Annotated in this window: 27 protein-coding genes and 3 tRNA genes; 9 read left to right on the plus strand and 21 right to left on the minus strand. The window is 62.8% G+C overall.

Going from position 1 to position 26,762, the window contains the following annotated elements:
• Positions 1-57 precede the first annotated feature (57 nt).
• The 4 genes from ACJ8J5_RS07615 (at position 58) to ACJ8J5_RS07630 (ending at position 1,413) form a co-directional block, all read left to right on the plus strand.
• On the plus strand, positions 58-1,002 hold the full coding sequence (locus ACJ8J5_RS07615) for a LysR family transcriptional regulator (RefSeq protein ID WP_173888229.1): 945 nt from the start codon (positions 58-60) through the stop codon (positions 1,000-1,002).
• Positions 1,003-1,074: 72 nt separating this feature from the next.
• A tRNA-Leu gene (locus tag ACJ8J5_RS07620) sits at positions 1,075-1,161 on the plus strand.
• A gap of 36 nt (positions 1,162-1,197) precedes the next feature.
• Positions 1,198-1,284, plus strand: a tRNA-Leu gene (locus ACJ8J5_RS07625).
• Positions 1,285-1,326: 42 nt separating this feature from the next.
• Positions 1,327-1,413: transfer RNA gene (locus ACJ8J5_RS07630), tRNA-Leu, on the plus strand.
• An 88-nt stretch (positions 1,414-1,501) separates the two neighbouring features.
• Here the strand turns inward: ACJ8J5_RS07630 and ACJ8J5_RS07635 are convergent.
• Entirely contained in the window at positions 1,502-1,786 is a 285-nt protein-coding gene (locus ACJ8J5_RS07635) for a DUF1435 domain-containing protein (protein ID WP_173888227.1), read from the minus strand.
• 259 nt (positions 1,787-2,045) lie between these two features.
• Between ACJ8J5_RS07635 and ACJ8J5_RS07640 the strand changes: the two genes are divergently transcribed.
• On the plus strand, positions 2,046-3,125 hold the full coding sequence (locus ACJ8J5_RS07640) for a GGDEF domain-containing protein (protein WP_173888225.1): 1,080 nt from the start codon (positions 2,046-2,048) through the stop codon (positions 3,123-3,125).
• Positions 3,126-3,170: 45 nt separating this feature from the next.
• On the opposite strand, the gene ACJ8J5_RS07645 is transcribed toward ACJ8J5_RS07640, so the two are convergent.
• Positions 3,171-3,767 carry a TetR/AcrR family transcriptional regulator gene (locus ACJ8J5_RS07645; RefSeq protein WP_016929176.1) on the minus strand — a complete coding sequence of 199 codons (597 nt, stop codon included), beginning with the start codon at positions 3,765-3,767 and terminating at the stop codon, positions 3,171-3,173.
• Positions 3,768-3,903: 136 nt separating this feature from the next.
• Between ACJ8J5_RS07645 and ACJ8J5_RS07650 the strand changes: the two genes are divergently transcribed.
• Complete coding sequence (locus tag ACJ8J5_RS07650) at positions 3,904-5,100, plus strand: MFS transporter (RefSeq protein ID WP_099816598.1); 1,197 nt, start codon at positions 3,904-3,906, stop codon at positions 5,098-5,100.
• Positions 5,101-5,110: 10 nt separating this feature from the next.
• On the opposite strand, the gene ACJ8J5_RS07655 is transcribed toward ACJ8J5_RS07650, so the two are convergent.
• Positions 5,111-6,022, minus strand: coding sequence for a LysR family transcriptional regulator (locus tag ACJ8J5_RS07655; RefSeq protein ID WP_025305199.1), 912 nt, complete (start codon positions 6,020-6,022; stop codon positions 5,111-5,113).
• A gap of 108 nt (positions 6,023-6,130) precedes the next feature.
• Between ACJ8J5_RS07655 and ACJ8J5_RS07660 the strand changes: the two genes are divergently transcribed.
• Entirely contained in the window at positions 6,131-7,333 is a 1,203-nt protein-coding gene (locus ACJ8J5_RS07660; RefSeq protein ID WP_414104731.1) for an MFS transporter, read from the plus strand.
• A gap of 1 nt (position 7,334) precedes the next feature.
• Here the strand turns inward: ACJ8J5_RS07660 and fucP are convergent, their stop codons facing one another.
• From fucP to ACJ8J5_RS07695, 7 genes are read right to left on the minus strand one after another with little or no spacing between them, the layout of a single operon-like run.
• Positions 7,335-8,564: an L-fucose:H+ symporter permease gene (gene fucP / locus ACJ8J5_RS07665; protein ID WP_060434161.1), complete on the minus strand. Its 1,230-nt coding sequence runs from the start codon at positions 8,562-8,564 to the stop codon at positions 7,335-7,337.
• Positions 8,565-8,604: 40 nt separating this feature from the next.
• On the minus strand, positions 8,605-8,964 hold the full coding sequence (locus ACJ8J5_RS07670) for an L-rhamnose mutarotase (RefSeq protein WP_015376547.1): 360 nt from the start codon (positions 8,962-8,964) through the stop codon (positions 8,605-8,607).
• On the minus strand, positions 8,961-9,737 hold the full coding sequence (locus tag ACJ8J5_RS07675) for an SDR family oxidoreductase (RefSeq protein WP_043136096.1): 777 nt from the start codon (positions 9,735-9,737) through the stop codon (positions 8,961-8,963). Before ACJ8J5_RS07675 ends, ACJ8J5_RS07670 begins: the two co-directional genes overlap by 4 nt.
• Positions 9,715-10,578, minus strand: coding sequence for an amidohydrolase family protein (locus ACJ8J5_RS07680; RefSeq protein ID WP_060434159.1), 864 nt, complete (start codon positions 10,576-10,578; stop codon positions 9,715-9,717). The genes ACJ8J5_RS07675 and ACJ8J5_RS07680 overlap by 23 nt, the downstream gene beginning before the upstream one ends.
• A 14-nt stretch (positions 10,579-10,592) precedes the next feature.
• Positions 10,593-11,870, minus strand: a complete 1,278-nt coding sequence (locus ACJ8J5_RS07685; RefSeq protein WP_025305193.1) for an L-fuconate dehydratase — start codon at positions 11,868-11,870, stop codon at positions 10,593-10,595.
• 14 nt (positions 11,871-11,884) lie between these two features.
• Complete coding sequence (locus ACJ8J5_RS07690) at positions 11,885-12,730, minus strand: fumarylacetoacetate hydrolase family protein (RefSeq protein ID WP_025305192.1); 846 nt, start codon at positions 12,728-12,730, stop codon at positions 11,885-11,887.
• 25 nt (positions 12,731-12,755) lie between these two features.
• Positions 12,756-13,496 (minus strand): SDR family oxidoreductase, encoded by a 741-nt coding sequence (locus ACJ8J5_RS07695; protein ID WP_043136107.1) that lies wholly within the window; start codon positions 13,494-13,496, stop codon positions 12,756-12,758.
• A 236-nt stretch (positions 13,497-13,732) separates the two neighbouring features.
• Between ACJ8J5_RS07695 and ACJ8J5_RS07700 the strand changes: the two genes are divergently transcribed.
• Together ACJ8J5_RS07700 and ampH are read left to right on the plus strand one after the other, a co-directional pair.
• Positions 13,733-14,491 carry a FadR/GntR family transcriptional regulator gene (locus ACJ8J5_RS07700; protein ID WP_025305190.1) on the plus strand — a complete coding sequence of 253 codons (759 nt, stop codon included), beginning with the start codon at positions 13,733-13,735 and terminating at the stop codon, positions 14,489-14,491.
• A 126-nt stretch (positions 14,492-14,617) separates the two neighbouring features.
• The gene (ampH, locus tag ACJ8J5_RS07705; RefSeq protein ID WP_025305189.1) at positions 14,618-15,760 is read left to right on the plus strand and encodes a D-alanyl-D-alanine-carboxypeptidase/endopeptidase AmpH; all 1,143 of its coding nucleotides are present in this window, start codon (positions 14,618-14,620) and stop codon (positions 15,758-15,760) included.
• A 33-nt stretch (positions 15,761-15,793) separates the two neighbouring features.
• Here ampH and hpaC read toward each other — a convergent pair whose 3' ends face one another.
• From hpaC to ACJ8J5_RS07760, 11 genes are all read right to left on the minus strand, one after another.
• Complete coding sequence (gene hpaC / locus ACJ8J5_RS07710) at positions 15,794-16,309, minus strand: 4-hydroxyphenylacetate 3-monooxygenase, reductase component (protein WP_025305188.1); 516 nt, start codon at positions 16,307-16,309, stop codon at positions 15,794-15,796.
• 16 nt (positions 16,310-16,325) lie between these two features.
• On the minus strand, positions 16,326-17,888 hold the full coding sequence (gene hpaB, locus ACJ8J5_RS07715) for a 4-hydroxyphenylacetate 3-monooxygenase, oxygenase component (protein ID WP_043136111.1): 1,563 nt from the start codon (positions 17,886-17,888) through the stop codon (positions 16,326-16,328).
• A 178-nt stretch (positions 17,889-18,066) separates the two neighbouring features.
• On the minus strand, positions 18,067-18,963 hold the full coding sequence (gene hpaA / locus ACJ8J5_RS07720) for a 4-hydroxyphenylacetate catabolism regulatory protein HpaA (protein ID WP_004933161.1): 897 nt from the start codon (positions 18,961-18,963) through the stop codon (positions 18,067-18,069).
• A 34-nt stretch (positions 18,964-18,997) separates the two neighbouring features.
• Positions 18,998-20,368, minus strand: coding sequence for a 4-hydroxyphenylacetate permease (gene hpaX, locus ACJ8J5_RS07725; protein ID WP_127146476.1), 1,371 nt, complete (start codon positions 20,366-20,368; stop codon positions 18,998-19,000).
• Positions 20,369-20,371: 3 nt separating this feature from the next.
• Complete coding sequence (gene hpaI / locus ACJ8J5_RS07730; protein WP_099816600.1) at positions 20,372-21,166, minus strand: 4-hydroxy-2-oxoheptanedioate aldolase; 795 nt, start codon at positions 21,164-21,166, stop codon at positions 20,372-20,374.
• A gap of 76 nt (positions 21,167-21,242) precedes the next feature.
• Positions 21,243-22,046: a 2-oxo-hept-4-ene-1,7-dioate hydratase gene (gene hpaH, locus ACJ8J5_RS07735; RefSeq protein ID WP_043136119.1), complete on the minus strand. Its 804-nt coding sequence runs from the start codon at positions 22,044-22,046 to the stop codon at positions 21,243-21,245.
• Positions 22,047-22,060: 14 nt separating this feature from the next.
• The gene (locus tag ACJ8J5_RS07740) at positions 22,061-22,447 is read right to left on the minus strand and encodes a 5-carboxymethyl-2-hydroxymuconate Delta-isomerase (protein ID WP_004933172.1); all 387 of its coding nucleotides are present in this window, start codon (positions 22,445-22,447) and stop codon (positions 22,061-22,063) included.
• A gap of 50 nt (positions 22,448-22,497) precedes the next feature.
• Entirely contained in the window at positions 22,498-23,571 is a 1,074-nt protein-coding gene (gene hpaD, locus ACJ8J5_RS07745) for a 3,4-dihydroxyphenylacetate 2,3-dioxygenase (protein WP_089180517.1), read from the minus strand.
• 37 nt (positions 23,572-23,608) lie between these two features.
• Positions 23,609-25,063 (minus strand): 5-carboxymethyl-2-hydroxymuconate semialdehyde dehydrogenase, encoded by a 1,455-nt coding sequence (hpaE, locus tag ACJ8J5_RS07750; protein WP_033636981.1) that lies wholly within the window; start codon positions 25,061-25,063, stop codon positions 23,609-23,611.
• Positions 25,060-25,824: a fumarylacetoacetate hydrolase family protein gene (locus tag ACJ8J5_RS07755; RefSeq protein ID WP_049204621.1), complete on the minus strand. Its 765-nt coding sequence runs from the start codon at positions 25,822-25,824 to the stop codon at positions 25,060-25,062. Before ACJ8J5_RS07755 ends, hpaE begins: the two co-directional genes overlap by 4 nt.
• On the minus strand, positions 25,821-26,453 hold the full coding sequence (locus tag ACJ8J5_RS07760; protein WP_122004222.1) for a fumarylacetoacetate hydrolase family protein: 633 nt from the start codon (positions 26,451-26,453) through the stop codon (positions 25,821-25,823). Before ACJ8J5_RS07760 ends, ACJ8J5_RS07755 begins: the two co-directional genes overlap by 4 nt.
• Positions 26,454-26,762 lie beyond the last annotated feature (309 nt).

Raw genomic sequence — 26,762 nt, forward strand, 5'->3', positions numbered from 1 at the left:
ATAAATAATGCAGATTGCACATCACTGTTCAAAAATCACCAACAATCCGGAGTGGACATGGATCAGGTTCAAGCCATGCGCATTTTTACCCGCATCGTCGAACTGGGCAGCTTCAGTCGGGCGGCCGAACGCCTGCAGCTGCCGCGCGCCACGGTCAGCAACGCGTTAAAACGGCTGGAGCAGCGGCTTGGCGTGCGCCTGCTGATCCGCACCACCCGCCAGGTGCAGGTGACCAGCGAAGGCAGCCTCTACTATCAACGCTGCGTGCAGCTGCTGGGGGCGCTGGAGGAGGCGGACACGCTGTTCAGCCACCATAAGCTGCAACCGTCCGGCAAGGTGCGCATCGACATGCCCCATTCGCTGGCGCGCCAGATCGTCATTCCGGCGTTGGGCGACTTTTACCGGCGTTACCCCGACATCACCCTGGCGCTGGGCGCCAACGACACCCACGTCGATCTGTTGCGAGAAGGCGTTGACTGCGTGCTGCGCGCCTGGGAAACCGAAGACGACAGCCTGGTGGCGCGGCGCATCGCCCAGTTGCCGCAGGTCACCTGCGCTTCCCCCGCTTACCTGCAGGCCTGCGGCACGCCGCTCGACATCGATAGCCTGCAGCCGCATCGCGCGGTGGGGTATTTCTCCCTGGCCAGCAACCGCGATTATCCGCTGGAATTCTGCCGCGGCGGCAAGGTGGAACGGCGCGAACTCCCCGCCCGGCTGAGCGTCAGCGGCGCCGACGCCTACATCGCCGGCGCGCGGGCTGGCATGGGATTGATTCAGGCGGCGCGCTATTCGCTTGCCCCTTGGCTGGAACGGGGCGAACTGGTGGAAGTGTTGGCGGACACGCCGCCCCCGCCGATGCCGATTTACATCATGTATCCGCCCGGCCGTTTCCTGGCGCCACGGGTCAGGGTGTTGATTGATTGGCTGATTTGGCTGTTTGACCAGCAGAAAAGCGGCGATATGGCTGTTTTTCCAGCAAACGCCCGCAAAGCGGGGAAATAACTGTTGACGTGCCCGCCAAAATCTCTAGAATTCGCCTCCGTGGTAACGTTACTCCGGTAATGTTTCTGGTACGCGAAGGTGGCGGAATTGGTAGACGCGCTAGCTTCAGGTGTTAGTGTCCTTACGGACGTGAGGGTTCAAGTCCCTCTCTTCGCACCAAATAACCACATGATTTATATTGCACTCAGCATCGATGCGAAGGTGGCGGAATTGGTAGACGCGCTAGCTTCAGGTGTTAGTGTTCTTACGGACGTGAGGGTTCAAGTCCCTCTCTTCGCACCAAGCTGGCGACGTAATATAAATCAAAGCAACAACATCGACTGTGCGAAGGTGGCGGAATTGGTAGACGCGCTAGCTTCAGGTGTTAGTGTCCTTACGGACGTGAGGGTTCAAGTCCCTCTCTTCGCACCAATTGATGATCTCTCCGGTAGTGTCCTCGAAAAAATCCCAACGCATTGATGAACAACACGCCTAAGCGTGGTTTTGCCGTTTCCGGCGTTTACGTGAAGCTGAAGTTGAGGCTGATTGCCGCCAGGCCGCCCGCCAGCGCCATGCAGGAAGGCAGCAGCAGATAGTGGCGCAGCCGGCTGTTGAACAGCATCACCAGCGTGGCCAACATCGCTATCACAATCAGGGTGCGTAACTGCAGCATATCCAGGTTGATCAAGGCCAACAGCGGCATCAGCGCGCACGGCAGCAAAACGCCCCAGGCGCTGGCCAAGCGATCGCCGAGGCACCAGCTGACGCCCCACAGTCCACACGCGGCAATCATGGCAGTAAGCATGACAACCCCCTTTAAGTGATAATGATAACCAATATCATATAACACTTTTTTGGCCGCCGCATCATTTTCACTGCGGTGACCAAACCCAGATGACACCAGCATGAAAAAATGATAATTTGACATAAGAAAATTCCTATTCCTGTTTGCATGATAATAATCACAATCCTCAACCATGCAATTCAAGTGGATATTCGCGCCAAAGGAATGCTTCTCAACCTTAATTATTCGACAGAACGACTTTGCAAAGAGTGACCTCCGTATGAACGCCCGTTCTTATCAGGAATTACTGAACAGCAAGCAGCGCCTGGCATTATTTCTTTTTCTGGTGATGAATGCCGCCTCTTCCGTATTTACGTTATTGTTCCCTTTTAGGGATACGCCCGCATTTACCCTACCTTTATTATGTATACCGCTATTTTGTCTGGCGGCGGCGCTATTTTCCCTGCAAACGCCGCGGAAATACTTGTGCAAACTCAACCTGTTTTCCAGCGTGCTTGGCCTGCTGTGGGCCGCACATATTTACGTTAAAAGTCAATATTGCTTGCCGAATAACCAAGATTTTTTATTAATTAGTTTGTTCAGCATCTTTTTTATCAGCGCTATTTCTCTGACGGATAACTTTACCGCCTTTTGTTTACACGCCGTGCCTTCCGCAATGGTGATCCTGGCTTTAGACGGCATGCATAATACCCTGCGGATATTATTCACCACGCTATTGCCTATTATCGCTTTCTCCATTCATCACCTGATGTTGAAACGCAGTGAAATCTTTACCCACGCGCTGGTGGCCAACCTGTATAACGAGCGGGACAAATTCAATAATTTGAGCATGCTCGATCCCCTGACCGGCCTTTATAACCGCCGCGGGCTGGAAAATAAGATCACTATGCTGCTCGAACCGCAAACCGGCCGCCACTATGTGCTGCTGCTGGATATCGACCACTTCAAGGTCTACAACGACAGCTACGGCCACGCCATGGGCGACCGGGCGCTGGTGCAGGTAGCGGTCGCCATTCGCGATGCGGTGCGTTCGCGCGACATCGTGGTGCGTTACGGCGGGGAAGAGTTTTTGGTGCTGCTGACCAACGTGCACGAAGGCTACGCGGCGCAACTGGCCGAACGGGTGCGCCAGCGGGTGGCGGAGCTGAACATCCCGCACGGCGCCAGTCCGCAGCACAGCGGCACGCTGACGCTCAGCGCCGGCATCTCCGCGCTGGAAAAACTGGACATCGAATCGGCGATAGGCGCAGCCGACGCCGCGCTCTATCTGGCGAAGCACAGCGGCCGCAACAATATTCAGCTGGCGCAAAACGTCGAGCCCGCCGCCGTTCACCCTTAAGCCGCCGCCGTAACGGCGCGGCGGCTGACATCAACACTTATACGGCTATACGGCGGTGGAACGCAGCCCGTTCAGCAACAGGTTCAAACTGACCAAGGCTTGTTCCAGCCCCACGTCTTTTTCCGGATGATGGGCGACCCACAGCGCGGCATCCATCAGTCCGCCGTTGATTAAATGCGCCAGCGATTCCGGCTCGGCGACGGCGATGCGCCGCTGCGCCATCAAGGCCTGCAATGCGCCCGTCATCCAGCTGATGCACGCCAGCTTGCTGGCCCGCAGATATTCAGCTCCCAGCACCGAAGGTGAATCACGCAACAGAATGCGTTGCGCTTGCGGCTCCGTCATCATGATCAGATAACCGCGGCAACGCGCCGCAAACGCCTCCCAGTCATCCGCAGTACTCGCGGTTATGTCAGCCAGATGCGCATCCATCTCCGCGTCTATCGCCTGCACCACCGCCAGGAACAGCCCCTTTTTATCGCCAAAATGGTGATAGAGCGCGCCGCGCGTCAGGCCGGCCTGGGCGGTGAGATCATCCATCACCGTCTCGGCATACCCCACGCTGCCAAACTGCCGGCGGGCCGCCGCCACCAGCTTTTGTCGGGTTTCTTCAATCATTTCGGTGCGCGCTTTACGTGCCATGGGTCCACTCCGCCTCATTATTGATGACGTTATAATTGACATACGCCATGTATGTCAATTAACGTAACATACGTGGCGTATGTCAATGATGGACATTGAGCGAATACCGAGCCGCCAACATCCCGGAGCCCTTTCCATGGCAAATCCTTATTTCAAACTGTTCAACGCCCCGGGCAGCAAGGCGTTTTCCTCTGCCGGGCTAATCGCGCGCCTGCCGGTCTCGATGACCGGTATCGGCATCATCACCATGCTCTCGCAGGTACGCGGGTCCTATTGGTTGGCGGGCGCGGTGGCAGCGACGTTCGCCTTTTCCATGGCGCTGCTTGCGCCGCAAATCGCGCGCGCGGCGGATCGTCACGGCCAAAGCCGCGTGTTGCCGTATGCCACCGGGATCAGCGCGATCGCCCTGCTGCTGCTGTTGTTCTGCACCCACTATCGGGCACCGGACTGGACTCTGTTTGTCTTCGCCGCGCTCGCGGGCGGCATGCCCAGCATCTCCGCGATGGTCAGGGCCCGCTGGAGCGAAATTTATCGCGGCACGCCACAGCTGCACACGGCATTTTCATTCGAGTCCGTATTGGACGAGGTGGCCTTTATCGTCGGCCCACCGATCGCCGTGGGGCTTAGCGTTTCACTCTTCCCAGAGGCCGGCCCTCTGGTGGCCGCGCTGCTTCTGGTGGCGGGCGTTGCGGCATTCGCCGCGCAAAAAAGCACCCAGCCCCCGGTTTACGCCCACAATAACCAGCGGCAGCGCGCCATCCTGACCATGCCGTCGATGCAGATCCTGGTGCTGGCGCTGATCGCCCTCGGCACCATCGTCGGCACCGTGGACGTCATCAGCGTGGCCTTCGCCGAGCAGCAAGGGCAGCCGGCCGCCGCCAGCATCGTACTGTCGGTTTACGCGTTCGGCTCCTGCCTGGCCGGGCTGATTTTCGGCGCAATGAAGATCCCCGTCCCCTTGCCTCGTCTGTTCTTATACGCGGCGTTCGCCACCGCTTTCACCACCTTGCCGCTGCTGTGGGTGCACAATGTCTTAACGCTGGCGGCGGCGATGTTTGTCGCCGGATTGTTTTTTGCGCCGACCATGATCGTTGCCATGGGGCTGGTTGAAAACATCGTGCCGCCCTCCCGGCTGACGGAAGGATTGACCTGGATGGTCACCGGCCTGGGGATAGGCGTAGCGTTCGGCGCAGCCCTGGCAGGCCTGGCGATCGACGCTGCGGGGATAACGGCCGGCTTTGGCGTCACGCTCACGGCCGGCCTGGTCGTACTGCTGGTGGCGGCCGGCGGCTACCGCTTAATGCAGCGAACGCTGGCCTTGAAAGCGGCGTGAATCGCCCGCGCTAAGCGGTTTCCCAAATCGCCTTGCCCTGCCAGCGCCGTTCGATCGCCGTCAGAAACAGTTTCACCTTGGGGGAGAGATGGCGCCGGCTGGGATAGACGGCGCAGATCGGCGGCCCCGGGCGACAATAGCGCTCCAGCACCGGCACCAGCGTGCCGGCCGCAATCTGCTCGCCGACCAGAAACGCCCCCACTTGGCACAGGCCGGCCCCGGCGACGGCCGCATCCCGCAAAGCCTCGACGTTGTTGAAACGCATCCGGCCGCGCACCGGCTGTTCGTGCAGTTGGCCGTTGACCAAATAGCGCCAGGGCGCCGGCAGCCCCTGATGGCTGAAAACCAGCGTCTCGTGATCGCCCAACGCCTCCGGTTTTGCAGGCGTACCGTGCCGCGCCAGATAGTCCGGCGCCGCGCAGGTGATTAGGCGATGCGGCGCGAGCACTCGCCGCACCAGCCGGCTGTCGTCGCTGCCGCCGACCCGGATAGCTACGTCGATGCCGTCGCGCACCAGATCGCTGTACTCATCGGAGAAGCTGACGTCGGCGTCCACCTCCGGCCACTGTGCCAAAAACTCCCGTAAAATCGGCAGGATATGCAACCGCCCCAGCGAGACCGGCAGATCCAACCGCAGCCGCCCGCGCGGGGTTTGCCGCCGCGTATTGAGCGCCGTTTCCGCCTCTTCGGCCTGCGACAGGATGCGCTGCGCATACTCGTAAAACACCGCGCCGTCTTCGGTCAGGCTGACGCTGCGCGTGGTGCGCTGCAGCAGCCGGGTCGCCAATCGCTCCTCCAATCGGTTCACGCATTTGCCCGCCGCCGATCGGGAGATGCCCAGCCTCTCGGCCGCCAGCGTGAAGCTGCAAGCGTCGGCGACGCGGATGAACACCAGCAGGTCTGTCAGGTTATCCAACGGCATAGACGGTAAATTAGCCACGATTTGTCCCCAATGTTGCGCAATCAGGCCAGTTTATCAGCCATTTTGGCGCGGATACACTGAGGCTCTTCATCTGTTGGGAGGATCCTTATGAATGCCTTACACGCCGACGGCGGCGCAAAACCCTGGCTGGCGACCTTCGCGGTCGGCCTGTCCACCTTTACCGTCGTCACCGCAGAAATGCTGCCCGTCGGCCTGCTGACCCCGATCGTCAGCACCCTGAACGCGACGATCGGCCGCGCCGGATTGCTGATTTCCCTGCCGGCCCTGTTCGCCGCGCTGTTCGCCCCGCTGGTGGTGCTGGGCGCCCGGCGTACGGATCGCCGCAGCCTGTTGGTGGGCTTTCTGCTGCTGCTGATCGCCGCCAACCTGCTGGCCGCCGCTGCCACCTCCCTGGCCCTGCTGTTCGCCGCGCGCATCCTGCTGGGTTTTTGCATCGGCGGTATCTGGGCCATCGCCGGCGGGTTGGCGGAACGCCTGGTGCCGCCGGCCTCCGTCGGATTGGCGCTGTCCGTCATCTTCGGTGGCGTAGCGGCGGCCTCGGTGTTCGGCGTGCCGCTCGGGGTGTTCCTCGGCGAAGCGCTGGGTTGGCGCATGGCGTTTCTGGCGGTCGCCGTCCTGGCGGCGCTGGCACTGCTGTTGCTGGTGTGCGTGCTGCCGCCGCTGCCGGTCACGCAGGCGATAAGCTGGCGGTCGTTCACCGCGCAGCGCGCGAATCGCCGACTGTTGACCGGGCTGCTGCTGACGTTTCTGCTGGTCGCCGGCCACTTTATGGCTTACACCTTTGTTCGCCCGCTGTTGCAGACGGTCGCCGGCATCGAGGGCCGCTGGGTGGGGCCGCTGCTGTTCGCCTACGGCGTCGCCGGTATCGCCGGGAATTTCATCGCCGGCCAGGCCGCCGCCAAACGGCTGCGCCGCACCCTGGCGCTGATCGCCCTCGGGCTGGCGCTCGCCGTCCTGCTGCTGCCGCTGCTGGGCCACGCGCCGCTGAGCGGCAGTGCCTTCCTCCTGCTGTGGGGCATCGCCTACGGCGGCGTTTCCGTTTCGCTGATGGCATGGATGCTCAAGGCGGCCCCCGATGCGGTCGAGGTCGCCTCTTCTCTGTATATCGCGCTGTTTAATCTGGCGATTTCCTGCGGTTCGCTGGCGGGTGGGCTGGTGGTGGACACCGGAGGCCTGACGATAAACGGCGTGCTGTCCGGCATGGTGCTGCTGCTGGCGTTGGCGATCCTGATACGAACCCGCCCGCAGGCGCTGGCAACGGCGGCGAAGGCCGATTCGCCGCCGGGTTGAATCAGGCGCGGCGCTGCCGCAGGCCGTAAACCAGCACCACCGCGAAGCACAGCAGCGGCAGCAGATAAGAGAGAGCAGTGCTGTAACGGTCGGCCAGCGCCCCCATAAAGTACGGCATGATGGCGCCGCCGACGATCGCCATGATCATAAAGGAGCTGGCGCGCTTGGTGTGTTTACCCAAATTTTTCACCCCCAGGGCGAAAATGGTCGGGAACATGATCGACATAAAGAAGAACACCGCGATCAGCGCCACCACCGACACGCCGTCGACGCTCAGCATCACCACGCCGCACAGCGCGATGTTGATCAGCGCATAGGCCGCCAGCAGCGTCGCCGGTTTGACTCGCCCCATCAGCCAGGTGCTGAAGAAGCGTCCGACCATAAAGCAGATCATGGCGATCGACAGCAGGTAAGAGGCGCTCTGGTTAGACACCTCGCGCCAGTGCTCGGTGGCGTAGTTGATGAAGAACGCCCCGACGCCCACCTGCGCCGCCACGTAGAAGAACTGTGTGATAACCCCGCCGACGAAATGCGGATGCTGCCACAATCCTTGCGCTATCACGCCGTGCACCGGTTTTTCCTCTTCGCGGATCGCCGGCAGCCGTGTGCGGCTGAACAACAGCGCGATCAGCAGCACCAGCGCGGCGATCGCCACATAGGTCATCTTCACCGCGCTCTGATCGCCGCCGCCGGCGGACTGGCTGGCGGAGAAGAACAGCGTGCCGCCGATCAGCGGGCCGATAAACTGCCCGAGGCCGTTGAACGACTGGGCCATATTCAGCCGCCGTTCGGCGCCCTGCGCATCGCCCAGCACCGTGGCGTACGGGTTGGCCGCCGTTTCCAGGCAGCCCAGGCCGCTGGCGATGACGAACAGCGCGAACAGGAATACGCCGAAGCTGTTGGCCGACGCCGCCGGCACGAACAACAGCGCCCCCAGCGCGTACAGGCACAGCCCGACCAGAATGCCTGCCTTATAGCCCTTGCGATCCATAAAGTACCCGGCGGGCAGCGCCACCAGGAAATAGGCGCCGAAATAGGCCGCCTGCAGCAGCCCCGACTGCGCCTTGGTGACGTGCAACGTCTCCTGAAAATGTTTGTTTAATACGTCCAGCAGGCCATAGGACAGCCCCCACATGAAGAACAGGCTGGTGACCAGGATAAAGGCCCAGCGCAGATTGGCGGTCACGGGGACGCCCGGCTGCGCGGAGGCCGCACTTTTTTCAGCAAGCATGGTGATACCCTCGTATCGTCTGGCGATGATGATGTTGGCGTTATTGCTGTTGCAGAGAGAAAATCCGCGCCATTTCCACCCATTTTTCGCCCTGCGGCGTCCAGGGGGTGGCGGCCTGGTAGTGCCACATCAGCGCTTCCCATCGCTGTACTTCGGGGTTGTTCAGGCTGGCGGCGTCAAAACGCGCGGCGTCAAAATCGGCGCTGACCTCCACGATCATGAACAGCCGGGTGCCCAACCGGTAAATCTCCATGTCCAGAATGCCGTGCTCGCGCAAATGCGCGGCGATGCCCGGCCAGATGCGCTGATGATGCTGCTGGTACTCCGCAATCAGCGCCGGTGAGTCAATCAGATCGAGCGCCTGGCAGAAACGGCGCCGCCCTGCCGCCGCGCCGCTCACGTCAGCGCCCGATCGAGATGCAGGTAGCCGCCGTCCACCGATAGCCACTGCCCGGTGGTATGCGATGACCGCGACGACAGCAGAAACGCCACGGTATCGGCGATCTCCTGCGGCGTGGTCATGCGCTGCCCGAGCGGAATGCGCGCGGTGATTTTCTCCATCTGCCGCTGCGGCTCGGCGAAGGTGTTGAGCCAGCGCTGGTACTGCGGGGTGATCACCTCCGCCGGCACCACCGCGTTCACCCGCACCCCGTCATGGCGCAGCGACACTGCCCATTCGCGCGTCAGCGCCAGCACCGCGCCCTTGGCGGCGGTGTAGCCGCTGGTGCCCCCCTGCCCGCTGAGCGCGGTCTTGGAGGCGATGTTGACGATGGCGCCCCGGCTCTCCTGCAGCGCCGCCTGGCACAGGTGCGCCATCAGGTAGTAGTGCACCAAGTTCTTCTCCAGCGAGCCGACGAACGCTTCACGCCCCGCCTCCAGCCCGACGCCGTCATTGACCCCGGCGTTGTTCACCAGTCCGTCGATGCGGCCGAAGGTCGCCAGCGTCTGGCTGACCGCCCGGCGGCAGGCCGCCTCGTCGCACAATTCGGTGAGGATCACCTCGGTGCGCGGCTGCAGCCGCTGCAAATCGGCCAGCAGCGCCGCCTCCGGCGCGGCGTTGGTGACCAGCACCGGGATCGCCCCCTCCTCGGCCAGCACATGAGCAATCGCCGCGCCGATGCCGGCACCGCCGCCGGTGACCAGCACCACCTTATCTTGCAGATACAGATCCATAACCAGACTCCGTTAAACCGTAAATTCGCCAGGCGGTGCCGCCCCAAATCGCCGCCTGCTCGGCGGCCCCCAGCGTCGACAGCGCCCGTTCGCACAGTTGCACCACCTGGCGGTAGTCGCCGGCCAGCAGGCACACCGGCCAGTCGGAGCCGAACATCAGCCGCTGCGGGCCGAACGCCTCCAGCGCGGCGTCGAAGAACGGCAGCAGTTCTTCCGCCCGCCACCGGCCGCCCGGCGCCTCGGTGATCAGCCCCGACAGCTTGCAGGCCACGTGCGGCAGCGCCGCCAGCGGCCGGATTTGCTGCGCCCAGTGCCGCGCGCCGCGCGCGATGTCCGGCTTGCCGAGGTGATCCAGCACCAGCCAGTGTTCGTCATGGCGGGCGGCGAACGCCGCCGCTGCCGCCAGATGCCGGTGCGTCACCAGGATCTCGTACACATACCCGGCGCGCTGCAGCGTTTGCATGCCGCGTTCCACCTCCGGCCGCGCCAGCCAGGCCGCCGGATCCGCTTCGTCCTGCACCTGATGGCGCACCCCGCGCAGCGCGCTGTAAGGCCGCAAGGCCTCCAGGCGCTGCGCCAGCTGCGGCGCGGCGATATCCAGCCAGCCCACCACGCCGCATACGCCCTCGCTCTGTTCAGCCAGCGCCAGCAGGGCCAGCGTCTCGTCCTCGCTGGGGCGCGCCTGCACCGCCAGCGCGCCGTCGAAACCGTGTTCCTGCAACAGCGGCCGCAGCCGGGGCGGATCGAAATCCTGCCGCAGCACGCGCATCCGCTCGTCGATCCACGGGTAGTGCCGTGGGTGATAGCGCCAGTAGTGCTGATGCGCGTCGATGCGCGGCATGCGATCCTCCCGCCTCACCCGCGGAACCGATACTGCTCGATCGACGACGGATGCATCTCGATCGAATAGCCGGGACGGCTCGGCGGCATGTAGGCCGCGCCGTTGATCACGCAGGGATCGACAAAGTGTTCATGCAAATGATCGACGTACTCGATCACCCGGCCTTCGTGGGTGCCGGCGATGCACAGGTAGTCGATCATCGACAGGTGCTGCACGTACTCGCACAGTCCGACGCCGCCAGCGTGCGGGCAGACCGGCAGCTGGTATTTGGCCGCCATCAGCATCACCGCCAGCACTTCGTTGACGCCGCCGAGACGGCAGGCGTCGATCTGCACCACGTCTACCGCGCCGCGCATGATGAACTGCTTGAACATGATGCGGTTCTGACACATCTCACCGGTGGCCACCTTGACCGGCGCCACCCCTTCGCGGATGCGGCGATGCCCTTCCACGTCGTCCGGGCTGGTCGGCTCTTCGATAAACCAGGGTTTGGCGAACGCCAGATGCTTCACCCACGGAATGGCTTCGTCCACTTCCCACACCTGGTTGGCGTCGATCATCAGCCGGCGATCTGGGCCGATCACCTCGCGGGCGATGCGCACCCGGCGGATGTCGTCTTCCAGATCGCGCCCGACCTTCAGCTTCAGGTAGGAGAAACCGGCGTCGACCGCTTCCTGGCACAGGCGGCGCAGCTTGTCGTCCGGGTAGCCCAGCCAGCCGGCGGAGGTGGTGTAACAGGGATACCCCTCCTGCAGCAGCCGCTCCAGGCGCCGTTCTTTGCCCTCGGCCCGCTGTTTCAGCAGCGCCAGCGCTTCCTGCGGCGTGATGCAGTCGGTGATGTAACGGAAGTCGATGCAGCGTACCAGCTCCTCCGGCGTCATCTCTGCCACCAGCCGCCACACCGGTTTGCCGACCGATTTGGCCCACAGATCCCACACCGCGTTGACCACCGCGCCGGTCGCCAGGTGAATGGCACCTTTGTCCGGCCCGATCCAGCGCAGCTGGCTGTCGCTGGTGAAGCGCCGCCAGAAGGCGCCCATATCGGCGGCGATCGTCTCCAGCCGCTCACCGACGATCTGATGCTCCAGCGCGCGGATCGCCGCGCAGCAGATCTCGTTGCCGCGGCCGATGGTGAACGTCAGTCCGTGGCCGCTGAGATCCGCGCGATCGGTCTCCAGGATCACGTAGGCGGCGGAATAGTCGGGATCCGGATTCATGGCGTCGGATCCGTCCAGCCCCAGCGACGTGGGGAAACGAATGTCTTCAACCCGCAGTGCGGTAATGGTGGTCATGGCGGCGCTCCCGGTTAAGCCTGTACGGTTTGCTGGCGCTGTTCGCCCAGCCCTTCAATGCCCAGACGCATCGTCTGGCCCGCCCGCAGGTAGATGGGCTGCGGTTTCTGCCCCATGCCGACGCCCGGCGGCGTGCCGGTGGAGATCACGTCGCCCGGCTGCAGGCTCATAAAGCGGCTGAGGTAGCTGACGATCTGTGGAATGCGGAAGATCATGGTGCTGGTGTTGCCGTCCTGATAACGCTTGCCGTCCACCTCCAGCCACAGGTTCAGGCTGTGCGGATCGGCGATTTCGTCGGCGGTCACCAGCCAGGGGCCGATCGGCCCAAAGGTGTCGCAGCCTTTGCCCTTGTCCCAGGTGCCGCCGCGCTCAATTTGATACTCGCGTTCTGAGACGTCGTTGATCACGCAATAACCGGCGACGTGGCGCATCGCGTCCGCTTCGCTGATGTAGCGCCCGCCCAGGCCGATCACCACGCCCAGCTCCACTTCCCAGTCGGTTTTCTGCGAGCCGCGCGGGATCTCCACCCGGTCGTAGGGGCCGACCACCGCGCTGGTCCATTTGTTGAACACCACCGGTTCCTCAGGAATGGCCGCACCGGTCTCCGCCGCGTGATCGGCGTAATTCAGGCCGATGCAGATGAACTTGCCGATGCCGCCGACGCAGGCGCCGAGACGCGGCTGCCCCTCGACCAGCGGCAATGCGGCGCTGTCCAGCGCGCGCAGTTTGGCGAGCGACGCCGGCGATAACGCGGCGCCGCCCACGTCGGCGATATGCTGCGACAGATCGCGCAGGCGGCCCTGCTCATCCAACATGCCGGGGCGCTCTTGCCCGGGTTCCCCATAACGTAAAAGTTTCATGCGTTCCTCTCTCAAAAATGGCGGCTCAGTTGCTCCAGCCACCGTCGATGATCTGCACCGTGCCGGTGGTGTACGAGCTGGCGTCGGAGGCCAGATACAGCGCCAATTGGGCGATTTCCTCGGTGGTGCCGATGCGCCCGATCGGCTGACGGGCGACGAACGCCTGATACACCTCTTGCTCGCTGCGCCCCTGTTCGCGCGCCTGCTCGGCGATGCGCTGGCGCAGCGACGGCGATTCCACCGTGCCGGGGCAAATGGCGTTGCAGCGGATGCCCTGGGTGACGTAATCCGCCGCCACCGAGCGCGTTAGGCCGATCACCGCCGCCTTGCTGGCGCTGTAGGCGAAGCGGTTCGGCACCCCTTTCACGCTCGAGGCCACCGAAGACATGTTGATGATCGAGCCTTTGCCGCGCGCCAACATGCCCGGCAGGAAGGCGCGGATCATGCGGAACATCGCGGTGACGTTGAGATCGAGCGCGAACGCCCACTGATCTTCGCTGCAGTCGAGGATCGATCCGCTGTGCACCACGCCAGCGCAGTTGAACAGCACGTCGATCGGGCCGATCGCTTCCGCCGCCGCCGCGATGGCGGCCGGATCGGTGACGTTCAGCGTCAGCGCGCGGATCCCGGCGGAGCCCTGCAGGCGCTCGAGGTTGATGTCGCTGGCGATCACTTCAGCGCCGGCGGCGGCGAACAGCCTGGCGGTGGTGAATCCGATCCCTTGCCCGGCGGCGGTGATCAGTACGCGTTTCCCGGTTAAATCCATCTTGACTCCTCGGCCTAAAGGTCTAATGGTCAGGCCACTAAAGGCGGTTAAAGGTCAGGCCTCTAACATGACAAAAGACGCTTTACGCGTTATCGTTGGGGGAAGAAGTTAATAAAAACAGCCTTGAAACCGCATTTCAATTAACCATTTTTTTACACTTGAATAACGATTACTCAAGCGCCTTATCGCATAATTGTGCGCCAAATCACTGAACGCCGAATCGTCAAAGGTCAAAAATGCCGATTACCCGACTGGAAAACCCAAGAATTTACAGACAGATAGCTGACCAACTCAAACGTCTTATCGAAAATAACGAATTTCCGCCGGGCAGCCGTCTGCCCTCGGAGCGCGATCTCGCCCAGCAATTGCAGGTCAGCCGCGCGTCGGTGCGCGAGGCGCTGATCGCGCTGGAAGTGATCGGCCTGGTAGACGTCAAGGTCGGCAACGGGGTGATCGTGCGCTCGCCAACGCCGCTGGCGCCGTCGCAGGAGCCGGTGATGGCCCAGGCCGGCCGCAACCAGTGGGCGGAGATCGACGACGAGCTGAACATCGAGCTGGATTTCAACGCCGAGTTGCCGCCGTTTTCTCTGCTGCAAACCCGCCTGCTGATCGAACCGGAGACCGCCGCGCTGGCCGCGCGCCACGCCACCGACGAAGAGCTGGCGGGTATCCGCGCCGCCTATGAACAGAACTGCCGCGATAACCGCGCCGGTTCCGCCACCCACCCCGGCGATCGGCTGTTCCACATCCGCATCGCCCAGGCCAGCGGCAACCCGGCCTATGCGTTCATCATCGGCCACCTGCTCGGCCACCGTTACGGCAGCATGTTCCGCGTGCTGCAGCGCCACTATACGCCGGACGACATGCCGCACCGCTCCGAGCTGGAACACCGGGCGATCCTGGCGGCGATCGAAGCGCGCGACGTGCGCGGCGCCCGCAAGGCGATGAAGGCGCACCTGGACGAAGTGATCGCCATTTTCGCCCGCGCGCAGTAGGCCGCCGGCGGTGAAAAAATTTTATCGCCACCGCTCTTTTTTCTACATGCAGCCGGGGCCTGGGGGCATTACACTGGGCGACGAATAAGCCCTTTCCCCGCTGCATTGTTAAATGGATAACGACCGTTGAAGAACTCTGTCTCCGCTTTATTGCTGGCGCTGGGCCTGTGCGCCGCGCCGCTGGCCGTGCAGGCCGCGCCCCCGCAGCTGGCTTCGCAAATCGTCGACCAGTATGCCGAACATATTTTCTACAACAGCGGCGCCACCGGCATGGCGCTGGTGGTGATCGACGGCAATCAGGTGGTTAACCGCAGCTTCGGCGACACCAAGCCCGGCAACAACCTGCGCCCGCGCCCGGATTCGCTGATCCGCATCGCGTCGATCACCAAGCTGATGACCAGTGAAGTGATGGTAAAAATGGCGGCGGCAGGCCAGGTCAAACTGACCGATCCGCTGCGCAAGTACGCCCCCAAAGGCGCCTATGTGCCGGCTTACAACGCCGGCCAGCCGATCACCTTATTGAACCTGGCCACTCACACCAGCGCGCTGCCGCGCGAGCAGCCGGGCAAGAAGCCGCCGAAAACGCCGGTGTTCACCTGGCCGACCAAGGCCCAGCGCTGGCAGTGGCTGGCGCATGCCAACATCACGACGCCGCCGGGCGTGCACGCCGCGTATTCCAACCTGGCGTACGATCTGCTGGCCGACGCGCTGTCGCGCGCCGCGGGCAAGCCTTACAACGCGCTGCTGAAAGAGAAAATCACCGCGCCGCTCGGCATGGTGGATACCACGCTGACGCCGAGCCCTGAACAGTGTTCGCGCCTGATGGTGGCGGCGGCCGGCCCGAGCGCTTGCCGCGACACCACCGCCGCGGCCGGCAGCGGCGGCGTCTACTCCACCCCGCGCGACATGCAGCGTTGGATGCAGCAGTTCCTCTCCTCCAGCGCCAGCGGCCCGCGCAAAGCCACCGCCGCCAGCGAACAAACCATGTACTTCCAGCGCCACGATCTGGTGTCGCTAAAGGGCATGGACGTGCCGGGGCAAGCGGATGCATTGGGATTGGGCTGGGTGTATATGGCGCCGAAGGACGGGCTGCCGGGCATCATTCAGAAGACCGGCGGCGGCGGCGGGTTCATCACCTACATGGCGATGATCCCGGCGAAAAATGTCGGGGTGTTCGTGGTGGTGACCCGCTCGGAGCTGAGCAAGTTCACCAACATGAGCGATCCGGTCAACCGCCTGGTGAGCGATCTGGCGGCCAACAAGAGTTGATATGCGGGGCGCAGCTGGCTGCGCCCCCACGTCTCAGGCCAGCACCGCCATCTGATGGATCACCGGATGGAAGTTGCGCTTGAAGTAGATCAGGCCGTTGCCGGCTTCGCTCAACGCGATCTGCTTGATCTGCACCAGGTACATCTGGTGGGTACCGATGCTCTGGATCTGCTCGATTTCCCCTTCCAGGCTGGCCAGGGTATTGCGCAGCACCGGCTGCCCCAGTGCGCCGAGCTGCCACTCTTCCAGCCGGAAACGATCTTCCATGCTGACGCCGGTCATGCCGGCGAAGTGGCGCGCCATCAGCTCCTGCTCGTGGTTGAGCACGTTGACGCACAGCCTGCGGTTTTCCTGAAACACCGGGTTCATCGCGCTGTTGCGGTTGATGCACACCAGCAGCGTCGGCGGCGTATCGGTTACCGAGCACACCGCCGTGGCGGTGATGCCGCAGCGCCCCGCCGGGCCGTCGGTGGTGACGATATTCACCGCCGCCGACAGGCTGGCCATGGCGTCGCGAAAGCGCAGGCGCTGTTCATTTTCCTGAGACATACAACCTCCTCCTGAATTACTTCAGCAGATTATCCAACTGATTAATATCGTCATTGTTCCGCAGGTGCGGCACCTTCCAACCGTGCTGATCGTAATCGGCCAGGCACTTGTCGACCATCTGCATCATGCGATCCATGTTGCCGGATCCCTGCGCATGGCGCAGGCATTGCAGGCGGATCTCATCCTGGCTGCCGGCGTAGTTGATCTCATACAGCTCGTGGCGCCCGCCGAACTCACTGCCGATCGCGTCCCACATCAGCTTGAGGATCTTGATGCGCTCGACGTGATCCATGCCGTCCGATCCGCGCACGTAGCGCGCCAGGTACTTGTCGATCTCCGGGTTGTTCATGTCGCGCACGCTGGACGGCAGGTAGATCAGGCCGCTGGTGACGTTCTTTTCGATGATGTGTTTCACCTTGGTGTAGGCCATCGGCGCCATCACGCGGTAGGTTTGCAGCGCGGCGGAATCCGGCAGGTAGGCGCCGTTTTCCCATTGCGTGGCTTCGGCGCACATCGCGTCGCTCAGCGACCAGAACAGGTTGCGCCAGGCCACCACTTCGCCCAGATCGGCCTGCACGCCGCGGAACTCCAGCACGCCGGTGCACGAGAGGCTCTTTTGCAACAGCGCGGTGATGAAATCCATCTTCACCGCCAGGCGCACGCAGGCCTGCAGCGGGAACAGCCGGGCGAAACCGCCCTGGGTGCTCCAGCGGCGGCAGCGGTCGAAATCGCGGTAGATCAGCACGTTTTCCCACGGGATCAGCACATGATCCATGATCAGGATCGCGTCGTTCTCGTCGAAGCGGCTGGTGAGCGGATAGTCAAACGGCGATCCGGTGGCGCCGGCCACCAGCTCGTAGGAGGCGCGCGAAATCAGCTTCACTCCTTCGGCGTCCATCGGCGCCACGAACATCAGCGCGAAGTCCGGGTTATCGCCCATCACCTGCGCCGAACCGAAGCCGATGAAGTTGTAGTGGGTCAACGCCGAGTTGGTAGCCACCACTTTGGCGCCGCTGACCACGATGCCGGCGTCAGTTTCTTTCTCCACCTGAATGTAGACGTCCTTCACCTCATTGACCGGCTTATGACGATCGATCGGCGGGTTGACGATGGCGTGGTTGAAATAGAGCCCGGTTTCCTGAATGCGTTTGTACCAGTGGCGCGCGTTATCGGCGAACTGGCCGTAGAACTCCGGATAAGCGCCCAGCGCGCAGCCGAAGGCCGCCTTATAATCCGGCGTGCGCCCCATCCAGCCGTAGCTTTGGCGTGACCAGTCGGCGATGGCGTCACGCTGCTGGCGCATCTCTTCCGGGCTGCGGGCGTAGCGGAAGAACTTGTGGGTATAGCCGCCGTTGCCGGTGTCGGTATTCCAGCACAGGCGATCCTGGCTGGCCGGATCGTGCAGCGCGTCGTACAGCTGGCCGACCGACGCCGCCGCGTTGCGGAACGCCGGGTGGGTGGTGACGTCTTTTACGCGTTCGCCGTAAATGTAGATTTCGCGGCTATCCTGCAAACTTTTCAGGTATTCGGCGCCGGTGAACGGGCGTTTGCTGTCGGCACGAAAGTCTTCTGGTTTCATCGGGTCTTCCTCGTCATCGGCATTTTTCAGGCCGTGGAGTCGGCCATTTGTTAAAATAATGTTTTCTTTTGGTTGCTTAATTGAAGCTGCCAAAGCCGGTTTCGAGAAGAGACTTTTGCGGCAATCGCCGGTACTTTTCAGGTCAGTTTGCCGCTTTCGCGGCAAACTGTGATCGCGGTTACGAAAGGGCGTGTTGCGCCGCGCGGTAGGTCGAGGGGGAACAGCCTTCCAGCCGATTGAAAAAACGGGCGAAATAGGCCGGATCCTTGAAGCCGAGGCTGTAGGCGGTTTCATGCACCGTACAGGCGCTGAACAGCAGCATGCGCTTGGCCTCGCGCAGCAGCCGATCGAAGATCAGCCGTTTGGGCGGCCGGTTGGCGAAGCGCCGACACAGGTCGTTGAGCCGCGATTCAGTCACCCCCAACGCCTGCGCATACTCCGGCACCGGCAGATGCTCGCGAAAACGCTCGTCCACCATCTTGTTGAACCGCTGAAACAGCTGCAGTTCGCCGCGCACGCCGCTGTTGGCGCTGTCTTCCAGCGCGGTGTTGCGCAGCAGCAGCGTGAACACCGCCTGCGCCAACAGCGCCAGCGTCTGTTCGCGCCCAGCCAGATTCTGCGCGAACTCTCGGCGGATCAGCGCCCAATAGTGGCTGAGCGCCGTCAGCTCCTGCGGCGCATCGGCCAGCGACAGGCAGATGCCCGGCATGTCCAGCGCCAGATTGCTGCCGGGATACAGGCGCTCCAGCAGCGGCCAAATCAGCTCCTGGCGCACCGTCAGCACGTGGCCGTCGCTGTCCGGTTCGGTGAAGAACGCATGCGGCACCGACGGCGGCGTGAGGATGAACAGCGGCGCCTGCACCGAATAGTGCTGATCGTCGAGCTGCAGCTCTATCTTGCCGGTCTCCAGGAAATGCACCTGGAAGAAGCAGTCGTGCCAGTGCACCTGCATGTCGCGGCCGAAGAATGCCGCCAGCCCGGCGAAGGTTTCGTAGTGCACCTCGTCGGCGGCGTAGCGCGCGTCATACTCTTTGCAAATATCGATGTTGGCGATAAAGCCGGTACTTTTCCGCACCTCATGACCTCCTGCAATCATGCCCACTTGCGCATCAAGGCGTCGCTCTCGGGCGCGAATCCTTCATCGGAATGCGCCACACCAGCACGGCGCCGACGATCAACAGCGCCGAAACGAAATACAGCCCGGAGTTGAAGCTGCCGGTCATGTCCTTGAACCAGCCGATCAGCAGCGGGCTGAGCGCCGATCCGATGTTGCCGGTGGCGTTGATCACCGCGATCCCCACCGCCCGCGCTTCCAGGCTGATCGACTGATCCGGCGTGGTCCAGAAGATCGCCATGGCGGTAAAGGAGCCGACCGACGCCATCACGATCCCGAGCAGCTGAATCAGGCTGTGATCGGTGGCGGACGCCAATAGCCAGCCGGCGGCGGCGAACAGGTACGGCAGCGCGGTGTGATGCTTGCGCTCCTGCAGCCTGTCGGATCGTTTGCTCCACCACACCATGCCGGCGATGGTGCAGATCTGCGGGATCGCCGCCAGAATGCCGATCGTCACGTTGCTGCTGCCCTGGTTGAAGCTCTGCAGGATTTGCGGCGTCCAGATGTTGATCGCGCTCAGGGTGTTGGTCAGGCAGAAATAGGCCAGCGTGTACATCAGCACAATCGGCGTGCAGATCTCACGCCACAGGCTGCGCTGCTGCAGCGCGCGGTGGCTGCTCGGCCCGTTGGGCTGCACCAGCTGCAGCTTGTCGGCCTCCATCATCGCCTGCAGGCTGGTTTTTTCCTCGTCGGTCAGCCACTTGGCCTTGGCCGGCGTGTCGTCGAGATAGAACCACACCACCACGCCCAGCAGCACCGACGGAATGCCTTCCAGCAGGAACAGCCACTGCCAACCCTTCAGGTTCATCACCCCGTCCAGCGCCAGGATATAGCCGGAGACCAGCGAGCCGATCGCCATGGTCACCGGCATGGCAATCATGAACAGCGCGTTGGCGCGGGCGCGGTAAAACGCCGGGAACCAGTAGGTGAGGTACACCAGAATGCCCGGCAGGAAGCCGGCCTCGGTGATGCCGACAATCATGCGCAGCACGTACAGACTGGTCGGCCCGGTAGCGAACATGGTGCAGGTGGAGGCAATGCCCCACAGCACCATGATGGTGGCGATCCAGCGCCGCGCACCGACCCGGCTCAGCATCATGTTGCTCGGTATGCCAAAGATCACGTAGGTGACATAGAACAACGTCGCCGCCAGCCCGAACATGGTCGAGCTGAGGCCGAGATCTTTGCCCATCGTCAGCCCGGCGAAGCCGATGTTGATACGATCGAGGAAAGAGAAAACAAACAACACGAACAGGAAAATGATCAGGCGCCGAAACAACTTTTTAATCACCGATTGCTCGGCGGCGGTTAACGCTTTATGTTGCTGCGCCGGGTTGGCCGGCGGCAGCGAATCGACGTGGTTCATGGTTCAGTAGACTCCCGATGAAGGCGCTTGCGCCCCGCCCTGTTTGAACTCGTCCGCCAGGGCTTCCGCCGCCCGCGCCAGCAGGGTGGTATCCACCCCCACCGCAACGAACAGCGCGCCGGCCTCCAGATAGCGCTGCGCCAGTACCTTGTTGGCCATCAAAATGCCCGGCGCCTTGCCGGCGGCGCGGATACGCGCGATGGCGTCGTCGATGGTGCGCTGCACCTCCGGGTGCTGCGGATTACCGGCAAAGCCCATGTCGGCGCTGAGATCCGCCGGGCCGATAAACACGCCGTCCACCCCTTCCACCTGCAAAATGGCGTCGAGGTTTTTCACCGCTTCGCGGGTTTCAATCTGCACCAGCACGCACATCTGCTCATCGGCCTGCTGCAGGTAATCGGGCACCCGATTCCAGCGCGAGGCACGCGCCAGGGCGCTGCCGACGCCGCGCACGCCGTGCGGCGGATAGCGCGTGGCGCGCACCGCGTCGCGCGCCTGTTCGGCATTCTGAATCATCGGGATCAATAAGGTTTGCGCGCCGACGTCCAGCAGTTGCTTGATGATCACCGCGTCGTTCCACGGCGGGCGAACCACCGGCTGGCTCGGGTAAGGCGCGACCGCCTGCAGCTGCCCCAGCACCGTTTGCACGTTGTTGGGCGCATGTTCGCCGTCGATCAGCAGCCAGTCGAAACCGGCGCCGGCCAGCAGCTCGGCGCTGTAGCTGCTGCACAGCCCGAGCCACAGCCCGATCTGCGGGCGTTTTTCCTGCAGCGCACGCTTGAAGTGGTTGGTTAACATCGCATTCTCCCTGACAAGCGGGCGCGGCGCGTGGCCCCCGCCCGGTTATTGCGGCCCGGTTCGCCGGACCTGCTTATTAGACGAAGCGGCAGCTGATGCAGCCCATCGGGCCGTAGTCGACGTGGAAGGTATCACCGCGCCGCGCCGGCACCGGCCGGGTGAAGGAGCCGCCGAGGATCACCTGTCCCGCTTCCAGCTCCACCTCATACGGCGCCAGCTTGTTGGCCAGCCAGGCCACGCCGTTGGCCGGGTGGTTGAGCACCGCGGCCGCTACGCCGGACTCTTCAATCACGCCGTTGCGGTACAGCAGCGCAGAGATCCAGCGCAGATCCAGCGCATCCGGTTTGATCGGCCGCCCGCCCATCACCACCCCGGCATTGGCGGCGTTGTCGGAAATGGTGTCGAACACCTTGCGCGGCCGCTGCGTCTCGGGATCGACGTTGTGGCTGCGCGCATCGATGATCTCCAGCGCCGGAATGACGTAGTCGGTGGCGTTGTAGACGTCGAACAGCGTGCAGTTCGGCCCGCGCAGCGGCTTGGCCAACACGAAAGCCAGCTCCACCTCCACCCGCGGCACGATAAAGCGATCGATCGGAATGTCGCTGCCGTCGTTGAAGAACATGTCGTCCAGCAGCGCGCCATAGTCCGGCTCGGTGATCTGCGAGCTCACCTGCATGGCGCGCGAGGTCAGGCCGATCTTGTGGCCTTTGAGCGTGCGCCCCTCGGCGATCTTCAGCTCCACCCACTGCCGCTGAATGGCGTAGGCGTCTTCAATGGTGATCTCGGGATGATCGAGCGACAGCGCGCGGATCTGCTCACGACTCTTTTCCGCCTGATGCAGGCGCTGCACGGCGCGGTTAATCTGCTCTTTATCCAGCATGTACGACCCCTTATTCACGCCTTGTTGAACAGCGCGTGGACATTGTTCTGTTTGTAATTCAGCACCGGATCCAGCTCTTCCATGGTGAAAGAGAGCGCCAGGTAACGCTGCGCCATCAGCGCGGCAAAGTGTTCCTTGATCAGCGCAAACAGCATCTCGCCCACCTGCTGCCGGCTTTCCAGACTGCGGCCGTGGCCGATCTTCAGCGTCATGTGCACGAAGGCGTAATCCTGCTTGCCGTCGGCCATCTGCCAGGTGTCGAGCCAGATGGCGCGGCTGCGCACGCCGGCCAGCGGAAAGATGCCGGTCGCCGCCAGCGCCTCGTTGACCTTGGCGAACAGGGTGGGCAAATCCGCCTCGCGGCGGATGTTGTCGGTACATTCAGCGTAAAAATGGGGCATAACGTTCTCCAGACGGCGCATAGGCGCGGGCGCGGCCCGCGCAGCGGCATTTACAGCGTATTGCCAAGTTTGAAACCTTTTTCCGTATCGCCCTCGCGGGTATAGGAAAAACCGTCTGCGCCGATGGTGACGGCCATTTCGCTGGGCGCACTGCGCTCGATGACCGGCTGCGGCTGCCCATCGAGATCCAGCACCAGCGATCCTTCGGTGTACCAGCTCGGCACCACCGGATTGCCCCACCAGTCGCGGCGCTGGTTGTCATGTACGTCCCAGGTCACGGTCGGGTTGTCCGGATCGCCGGTGTAGTAATCCTGCGTGTAGATTTCCACCCGGTGGCCATCGGGATCGCGCAGGTAGAGATAGAACGCGTTGGAGACGCCGTGGCGACCAGGGCCGCGTTCGATCAAATCGGATTTGCGCAGCGCGCCGAGCTTGTCGCAGATGGCCAAAATGTTGTGCTTTTCATGGGTGGCGAAGGCGATGTGGTGCATGCGCGGCCCGGCGCCGCCGGTCATCGCGGTATCGTGCACCGTCGCCTTGCGGCGCATCCAGGCGGCGTAAACCACGCCGTCTTCATCGCGGATGTCTTCCGTCACGCGGAAGCCCAGCCCCTGGATGTATTCCACGGCGCGCGGCACGTCAGGGGTGATTTGGTTAAAGTGGTCGAGGCGCACCAGCGCGCCCGGCGTATACAGATCGTAGCGCCAGGCCAGACGCTCGACGTGCTGCACGTCGTAGAAAAACTCATACGGAAAACCGAGCGGATCCTCTACCCGCACCGCATCGCCGATGCCTTTGGCGAACCCGTTCACCCGACGCTCGGTACGGCAGCCAAGCGCCTTGAAATACGCTTCGGCGCGATCGACGTCTTCCGGCGTGCGCACGCGGAAAGCAAACGCCGCCACGGCGGCGACCGGGCCTTCGCGCAGCACCAGGTTATGATGAATAAACTCCTCCATCGAACGCAGGTAGAGGGTTTTATCCTCTTCGGCGGTCACGACCAGGCCGAGGATATCGACGTAAAATTCGCGTGCGGCTTTAAGGTTCGTGACCTGAATTTCCATGTAGGCACAGCGCACGACGTCGGGAGCAGGGACAGCATCAGTGGTAAGTTTTGTCGTCATTGTTCTCATCTCTTTCGTTATTATTGTGGCCTGAGGCTCAAACGCCCCATTTCGGGATCGGGTGGTCGCCCATGGAAATGCACACGTTCTTCATTTCGGCGAACACTTCGAAGCTGTATTCGCCGCCTTCGCGGCCGGTGCCGGAGGCTTTCACGCCGCCGAACGGTTGGCGCAGATCGCGTACGTTTTGGGTGTTGACGAAAACCATGCCGGCTTCGATGCCGCGGGCCAGGCGCAGAACCTTGCTCACATCCTGCGTCCAGATGTACGACGCCAGGCCGTACTCCACGTCGTTGGCCATGCGCAGGCCGTCTTCTTCCGACTTGAACGGCAGCAGGCAGGCCACCGGCCCGAAAATCTCCTCCTGCGCCACGCGCATCCGGTTATCGACATCCGCCAGCACCGTCGGGCGCAGGAAGTTGCCGTGGCTCAAACCGGCCGGTTTGTCCGGGCCGCCGGCCAGCAGGGTTGCCCCTTCCTCCACCCCGAGGCGGATATAGCCGGAGACTTTTTCCCAGTGCTGCGGGCTGATCAGCGCCCCCACCTGGGTGTTGGGATCTTGCGGATCGCCCACGCGCAGACGGTTGGCGCGCTCGGCGAAGCGTTTGACGAATTCCGGGTAGATGCTCTCCTGAATGAAGATGCGCGAACCGGCGGTGCAGCGTTCGCCGTTGATCGAGAAGATGGTGAACAGCGCGGCGTCGAGCGCCCGCTCGATGTCGGCGTCTTCAAAGATCAGCACCGGCGACTTGCCGCCCAGCTCCATGGAGAATTTCTTCAGCCCGGCGCTTTCGATGATGCGGCGGCCGGTGGCGGTGCCGCCGGTGAAGGAAACCGCGCGCACGTCTTTATGGCGCACCAGCGCGTCGCCGGCAGTGGCGCCGTAGCCCTGCACCACATTCAGCACCCCGGCCGGGATGCCGGCCTCCAGCGCCAGCTCGCCCAGGCGGTCGGCGGTCAGCGGCGACAGTTCGGACATCTTCAGCACCGCGGTGTTGCCCAGCGCCAGGCAAGGCGCGGTTTTCCAGGTGGCGGTCATGAACGGCACGTTCCACGGCGACACCAGCGCACACACACCCACCGGCTGCACCAGCGTGTAGTTGAGCATCTTGTCGTCCACCGGGTAGGTCTTGCCGTTCATCTGCTGGCACACCTCGGCGAAGAACTCGAAGTTGTGCGAGGCGCGCGGGATCAGCACGTTTTTGGTCTGGTGGATCGGCAGGCCGGTGTCGGCGGTTTCCAGTTCGGCGATCTGCGGCACGTTCTGGTCAATCAGCTCTCCCAGACGGCGCATCAGGCGTGCGCGCTCTTTCATCGGCGTGTTGGCCCATTTGGGGAACGCCTCTTTCGCTGCCGCCACCGCCTGGTCGATCTCCAACTGACCGCCGGAAGCCACCTCCGCCAGCACCTCGCCGTTCGCCGGGTTGGTGGTGGTGAAGTACTCTTTGCTGGCGACGTTCTTGCCGTTGATCCAGTGGTTGATGGTTTTCATCGCAGGCTCTCCTCGTAATCTTTTTCACTGATAATGTGGTTAACCAAACGGCCGATGCCTTCGATCTCCACCACCACTTCATCGCCCGGCTGCACGTCGGCCAGCCCTTTCGGCGTGCCGGTGGCGATCATGTCGCCCGGCTGCAGCGTCATGAATTCGCTCAGGTAGGCGATCAGGAACGGAATGTCGAAAATCATGTCGGCGGTGCTGCCGCGCTGACGCAGCTCACCGTTGACATAGGTGCTGAGCGCCAGCCGGTGCGGATCGGCGACGTCGTCGCGATCGACGATGTACGGCCCGATCGGCGTTAGGGTATCGCGGCTCTTCACCCGCAGATTCGGCCGGTAGTAGTTCTCCAGGTAATCGCGGATGGCGTAGTCGTTGCACAAGGTGTAACCCGCCACGTACTCCATGGCGTGCTCACGGCTGACGTTGCGCGCGGTCTTGCCAATCACCGCCACCAGCTCGGCTTCGTAATGCATATACTCCACGCCGGCCGGGCGTACCGACACCTGACGGTGGCCGGTCAGGGTGTTCGGCGCCTTGAGGAACACCAGCGGCTCTTCCGGCGCCTTGAATTCCAGCTCGCTGGCGTGGTCGGCATAGTTCAGCCCCAGGGCGAACACCGTGCCCTGCGCCGGCGGCAGCCATTCCACTTCGCGCTCCTGCAGCACCTCGCCGTTCGGTAGCGTGACGCGCAGCTGGTCATCCACCTGCACGTTGAAGACCTGGCCATGATGGCGAATACGGGCATGTTTCATGATGCGGCTCCTGCCTGGGTGACGCGGTTGGTCAGAGTGGGCAGGCCGGCGGCGCGCACCGTCACCTCATCCCCCGGTTTGATCGCCACCCGCTGGTGCGGGGTGCCGATCAGCACCGCATCGCCCGGCTGCAGGGTGATGAAGTCGCTGATGGCAGCGATCAGCTCCGGCACCGAGCGCACCAGATCGGCGGTGGACCAGCGGTCCTGCTCTACGCCGTTGATCTCGGTGACGATCTCCAGCCGATCGGCAGTCGCCAGCTGGCCGATCTCCCCCAGCGGGCAGAACCCGTCGCGGCATTTGGCCTTGATCGCCGGGCGGTAAAAGCTGCTTTCCGGCAGGCTGACGTCGTTGGCCAGCGCGTAACCGGCCAGATAACGGCTCACCTGCGCCGCCGGCACCTTGCGCGCGGTGTCGCCGATGATCACCGCCAGCGTGCCGCCGCTTTGCACGGTTTCACCGGCCGGAAACGGGATCGCCCCGCCGTTGGCGAGGTGGGTGTTGCGCGGTTTGATAAACCACACCGGGGTTTTGGGCGGGGTTTGATACGGTGGCTGGTGAAACGCCTGATCCCAGGCGTCCAGTTGGCTGCGGTGGTTCAGCGCAACGGAAAATACGGTGCCTTTCATGCGAACTCCTCCAATGGCAAAACATGACAACCGGCATTCATTAACATATTAATGATTACTTTTATACGCTGTGCAGCTTTTACGCAACGCGCTTGGAGTGATTTGTGATCGTGATAACAAAATATTCACAAACAACGAACATTAGCGTGATTATTCAGCGCATTAATCATTTTTATCGCCATTTTTCGCTGCGCCGCGCATTTTTGCTTTATCCCTGCAGGTAACTTTGGCTACTATTAAGTTATTAACAAAATCGGGCCTGGCGGGGTAACAGCCCTGCGGTAAGCGCCGTGACAACGAACACCTTGA

The sequence above is a fragment of the Serratia sp. CY43202 genome (assembly GCF_052168755.1).
Taxonomy (GTDB): domain Bacteria; phylum Pseudomonadota; class Gammaproteobacteria; order Enterobacterales; family Enterobacteriaceae; genus Serratia; species Serratia bockelmannii.

What these genes read in the sequence shown, in the direction of transcription:
- ACJ8J5_RS07615 (WP_173888229.1), top strand. Translation starts at nt 58, where the DNA reads ATGGATCAGGTTCAAGCCATGCGCATTTTTACCCGCATCGTCGAACTG.
- ACJ8J5_RS07635 (WP_173888227.1), bottom strand. Translation starts at nt 1,786, where the DNA reads ATGCTTACTGCCATGATTGCCGCGTGTGGACTGTGGGGCGTCAGCTGG.
- ACJ8J5_RS07640 (WP_173888225.1), top strand. Translation starts at nt 2,046, where the DNA reads ATGAACGCCCGTTCTTATCAGGAATTACTGAACAGCAAGCAGCGCCTG.
- ACJ8J5_RS07645 (WP_016929176.1), bottom strand. Translation starts at nt 3,767, where the DNA reads ATGGCACGTAAAGCGCGCACCGAAATGATTGAAGAAACCCGACAAAAG.
- ACJ8J5_RS07650 (WP_099816598.1), top strand. Translation starts at nt 3,904, where the DNA reads ATGGCAAATCCTTATTTCAAACTGTTCAACGCCCCGGGCAGCAAGGCG.
- ACJ8J5_RS07655 (WP_025305199.1), bottom strand. Translation starts at nt 6,022, where the DNA reads ATGCCGTTGGATAACCTGACAGACCTGCTGGTGTTCATCCGCGTCGCC.
- ACJ8J5_RS07660 (WP_414104731.1), top strand. Translation starts at nt 6,131, where the DNA reads ATGAATGCCTTACACGCCGACGGCGGCGCAAAACCCTGGCTGGCGACC.
- fucP (WP_060434161.1), bottom strand. Translation starts at nt 8,564, where the DNA reads ATGCTTGCTGAAAAAAGTGCGGCCTCCGCGCAGCCGGGCGTCCCCGTG.
- ACJ8J5_RS07675 (WP_043136096.1), bottom strand. Translation starts at nt 9,737, where the DNA reads ATGGATCTGTATCTGCAAGATAAGGTGGTGCTGGTCACCGGCGGCGGT.
- ACJ8J5_RS07680 (WP_060434159.1), bottom strand. Translation starts at nt 10,578, where the DNA reads ATGCCGCGCATCGACGCGCATCAGCACTACTGGCGCTATCACCCACGG.
- ACJ8J5_RS07685 (WP_025305193.1), bottom strand. Translation starts at nt 11,870, where the DNA reads ATGACCACCATTACCGCACTGCGGGTTGAAGACATTCGTTTCCCCACG.
- ACJ8J5_RS07690 (WP_025305192.1), bottom strand. Translation starts at nt 12,730, where the DNA reads ATGAAACTTTTACGTTATGGGGAACCCGGGCAAGAGCGCCCCGGCATG.
- ACJ8J5_RS07695 (WP_043136107.1), bottom strand. Translation starts at nt 13,496, where the DNA reads ATGGATTTAACCGGGAAACGCGTACTGATCACCGCCGCCGGGCAAGGG.
- ACJ8J5_RS07700 (WP_025305190.1), top strand. Translation starts at nt 13,733, where the DNA reads ATGCCGATTACCCGACTGGAAAACCCAAGAATTTACAGACAGATAGCT.
- hpaC (WP_025305188.1), bottom strand. Translation starts at nt 16,309, where the DNA reads ATGTCTCAGGAAAATGAACAGCGCCTGCGCTTTCGCGACGCCATGGCC.
- hpaB (WP_043136111.1), bottom strand. Translation starts at nt 17,888, where the DNA reads ATGAAACCAGAAGACTTTCGTGCCGACAGCAAACGCCCGTTCACCGGC.
- hpaX (WP_127146476.1), bottom strand. Translation starts at nt 20,368, where the DNA reads ATGAACCACGTCGATTCGCTGCCGCCGGCCAACCCGGCGCAGCAACAT.
- hpaI (WP_099816600.1), bottom strand. Translation starts at nt 21,166, where the DNA reads ATGTTAACCAACCACTTCAAGCGTGCGCTGCAGGAAAAACGCCCGCAG.
- hpaH (WP_043136119.1), bottom strand. Translation starts at nt 22,046, where the DNA reads ATGCTGGATAAAGAGCAGATTAACCGCGCCGTGCAGCGCCTGCATCAG.
- ACJ8J5_RS07740 (WP_004933172.1), bottom strand. Translation starts at nt 22,447, where the DNA reads ATGCCCCATTTTTACGCTGAATGTACCGACAACATCCGCCGCGAGGCG.
- hpaD (WP_089180517.1), bottom strand. Translation starts at nt 23,571, where the DNA reads ATGACGACAAAACTTACCACTGATGCTGTCCCTGCTCCCGACGTCGTG.
- hpaE (WP_033636981.1), bottom strand. Translation starts at nt 25,063, where the DNA reads ATGAAAACCATCAACCACTGGATCAACGGCAAGAACGTCGCCAGCAAA.
- ACJ8J5_RS07755 (WP_049204621.1), bottom strand. Translation starts at nt 25,824, where the DNA reads ATGAAACATGCCCGTATTCGCCATCATGGCCAGGTCTTCAACGTGCAG.
- ACJ8J5_RS07760 (WP_122004222.1), bottom strand. Translation starts at nt 26,453, where the DNA reads ATGAAAGGCACCGTATTTTCCGTTGCGCTGAACCACCGCAGCCAACTG.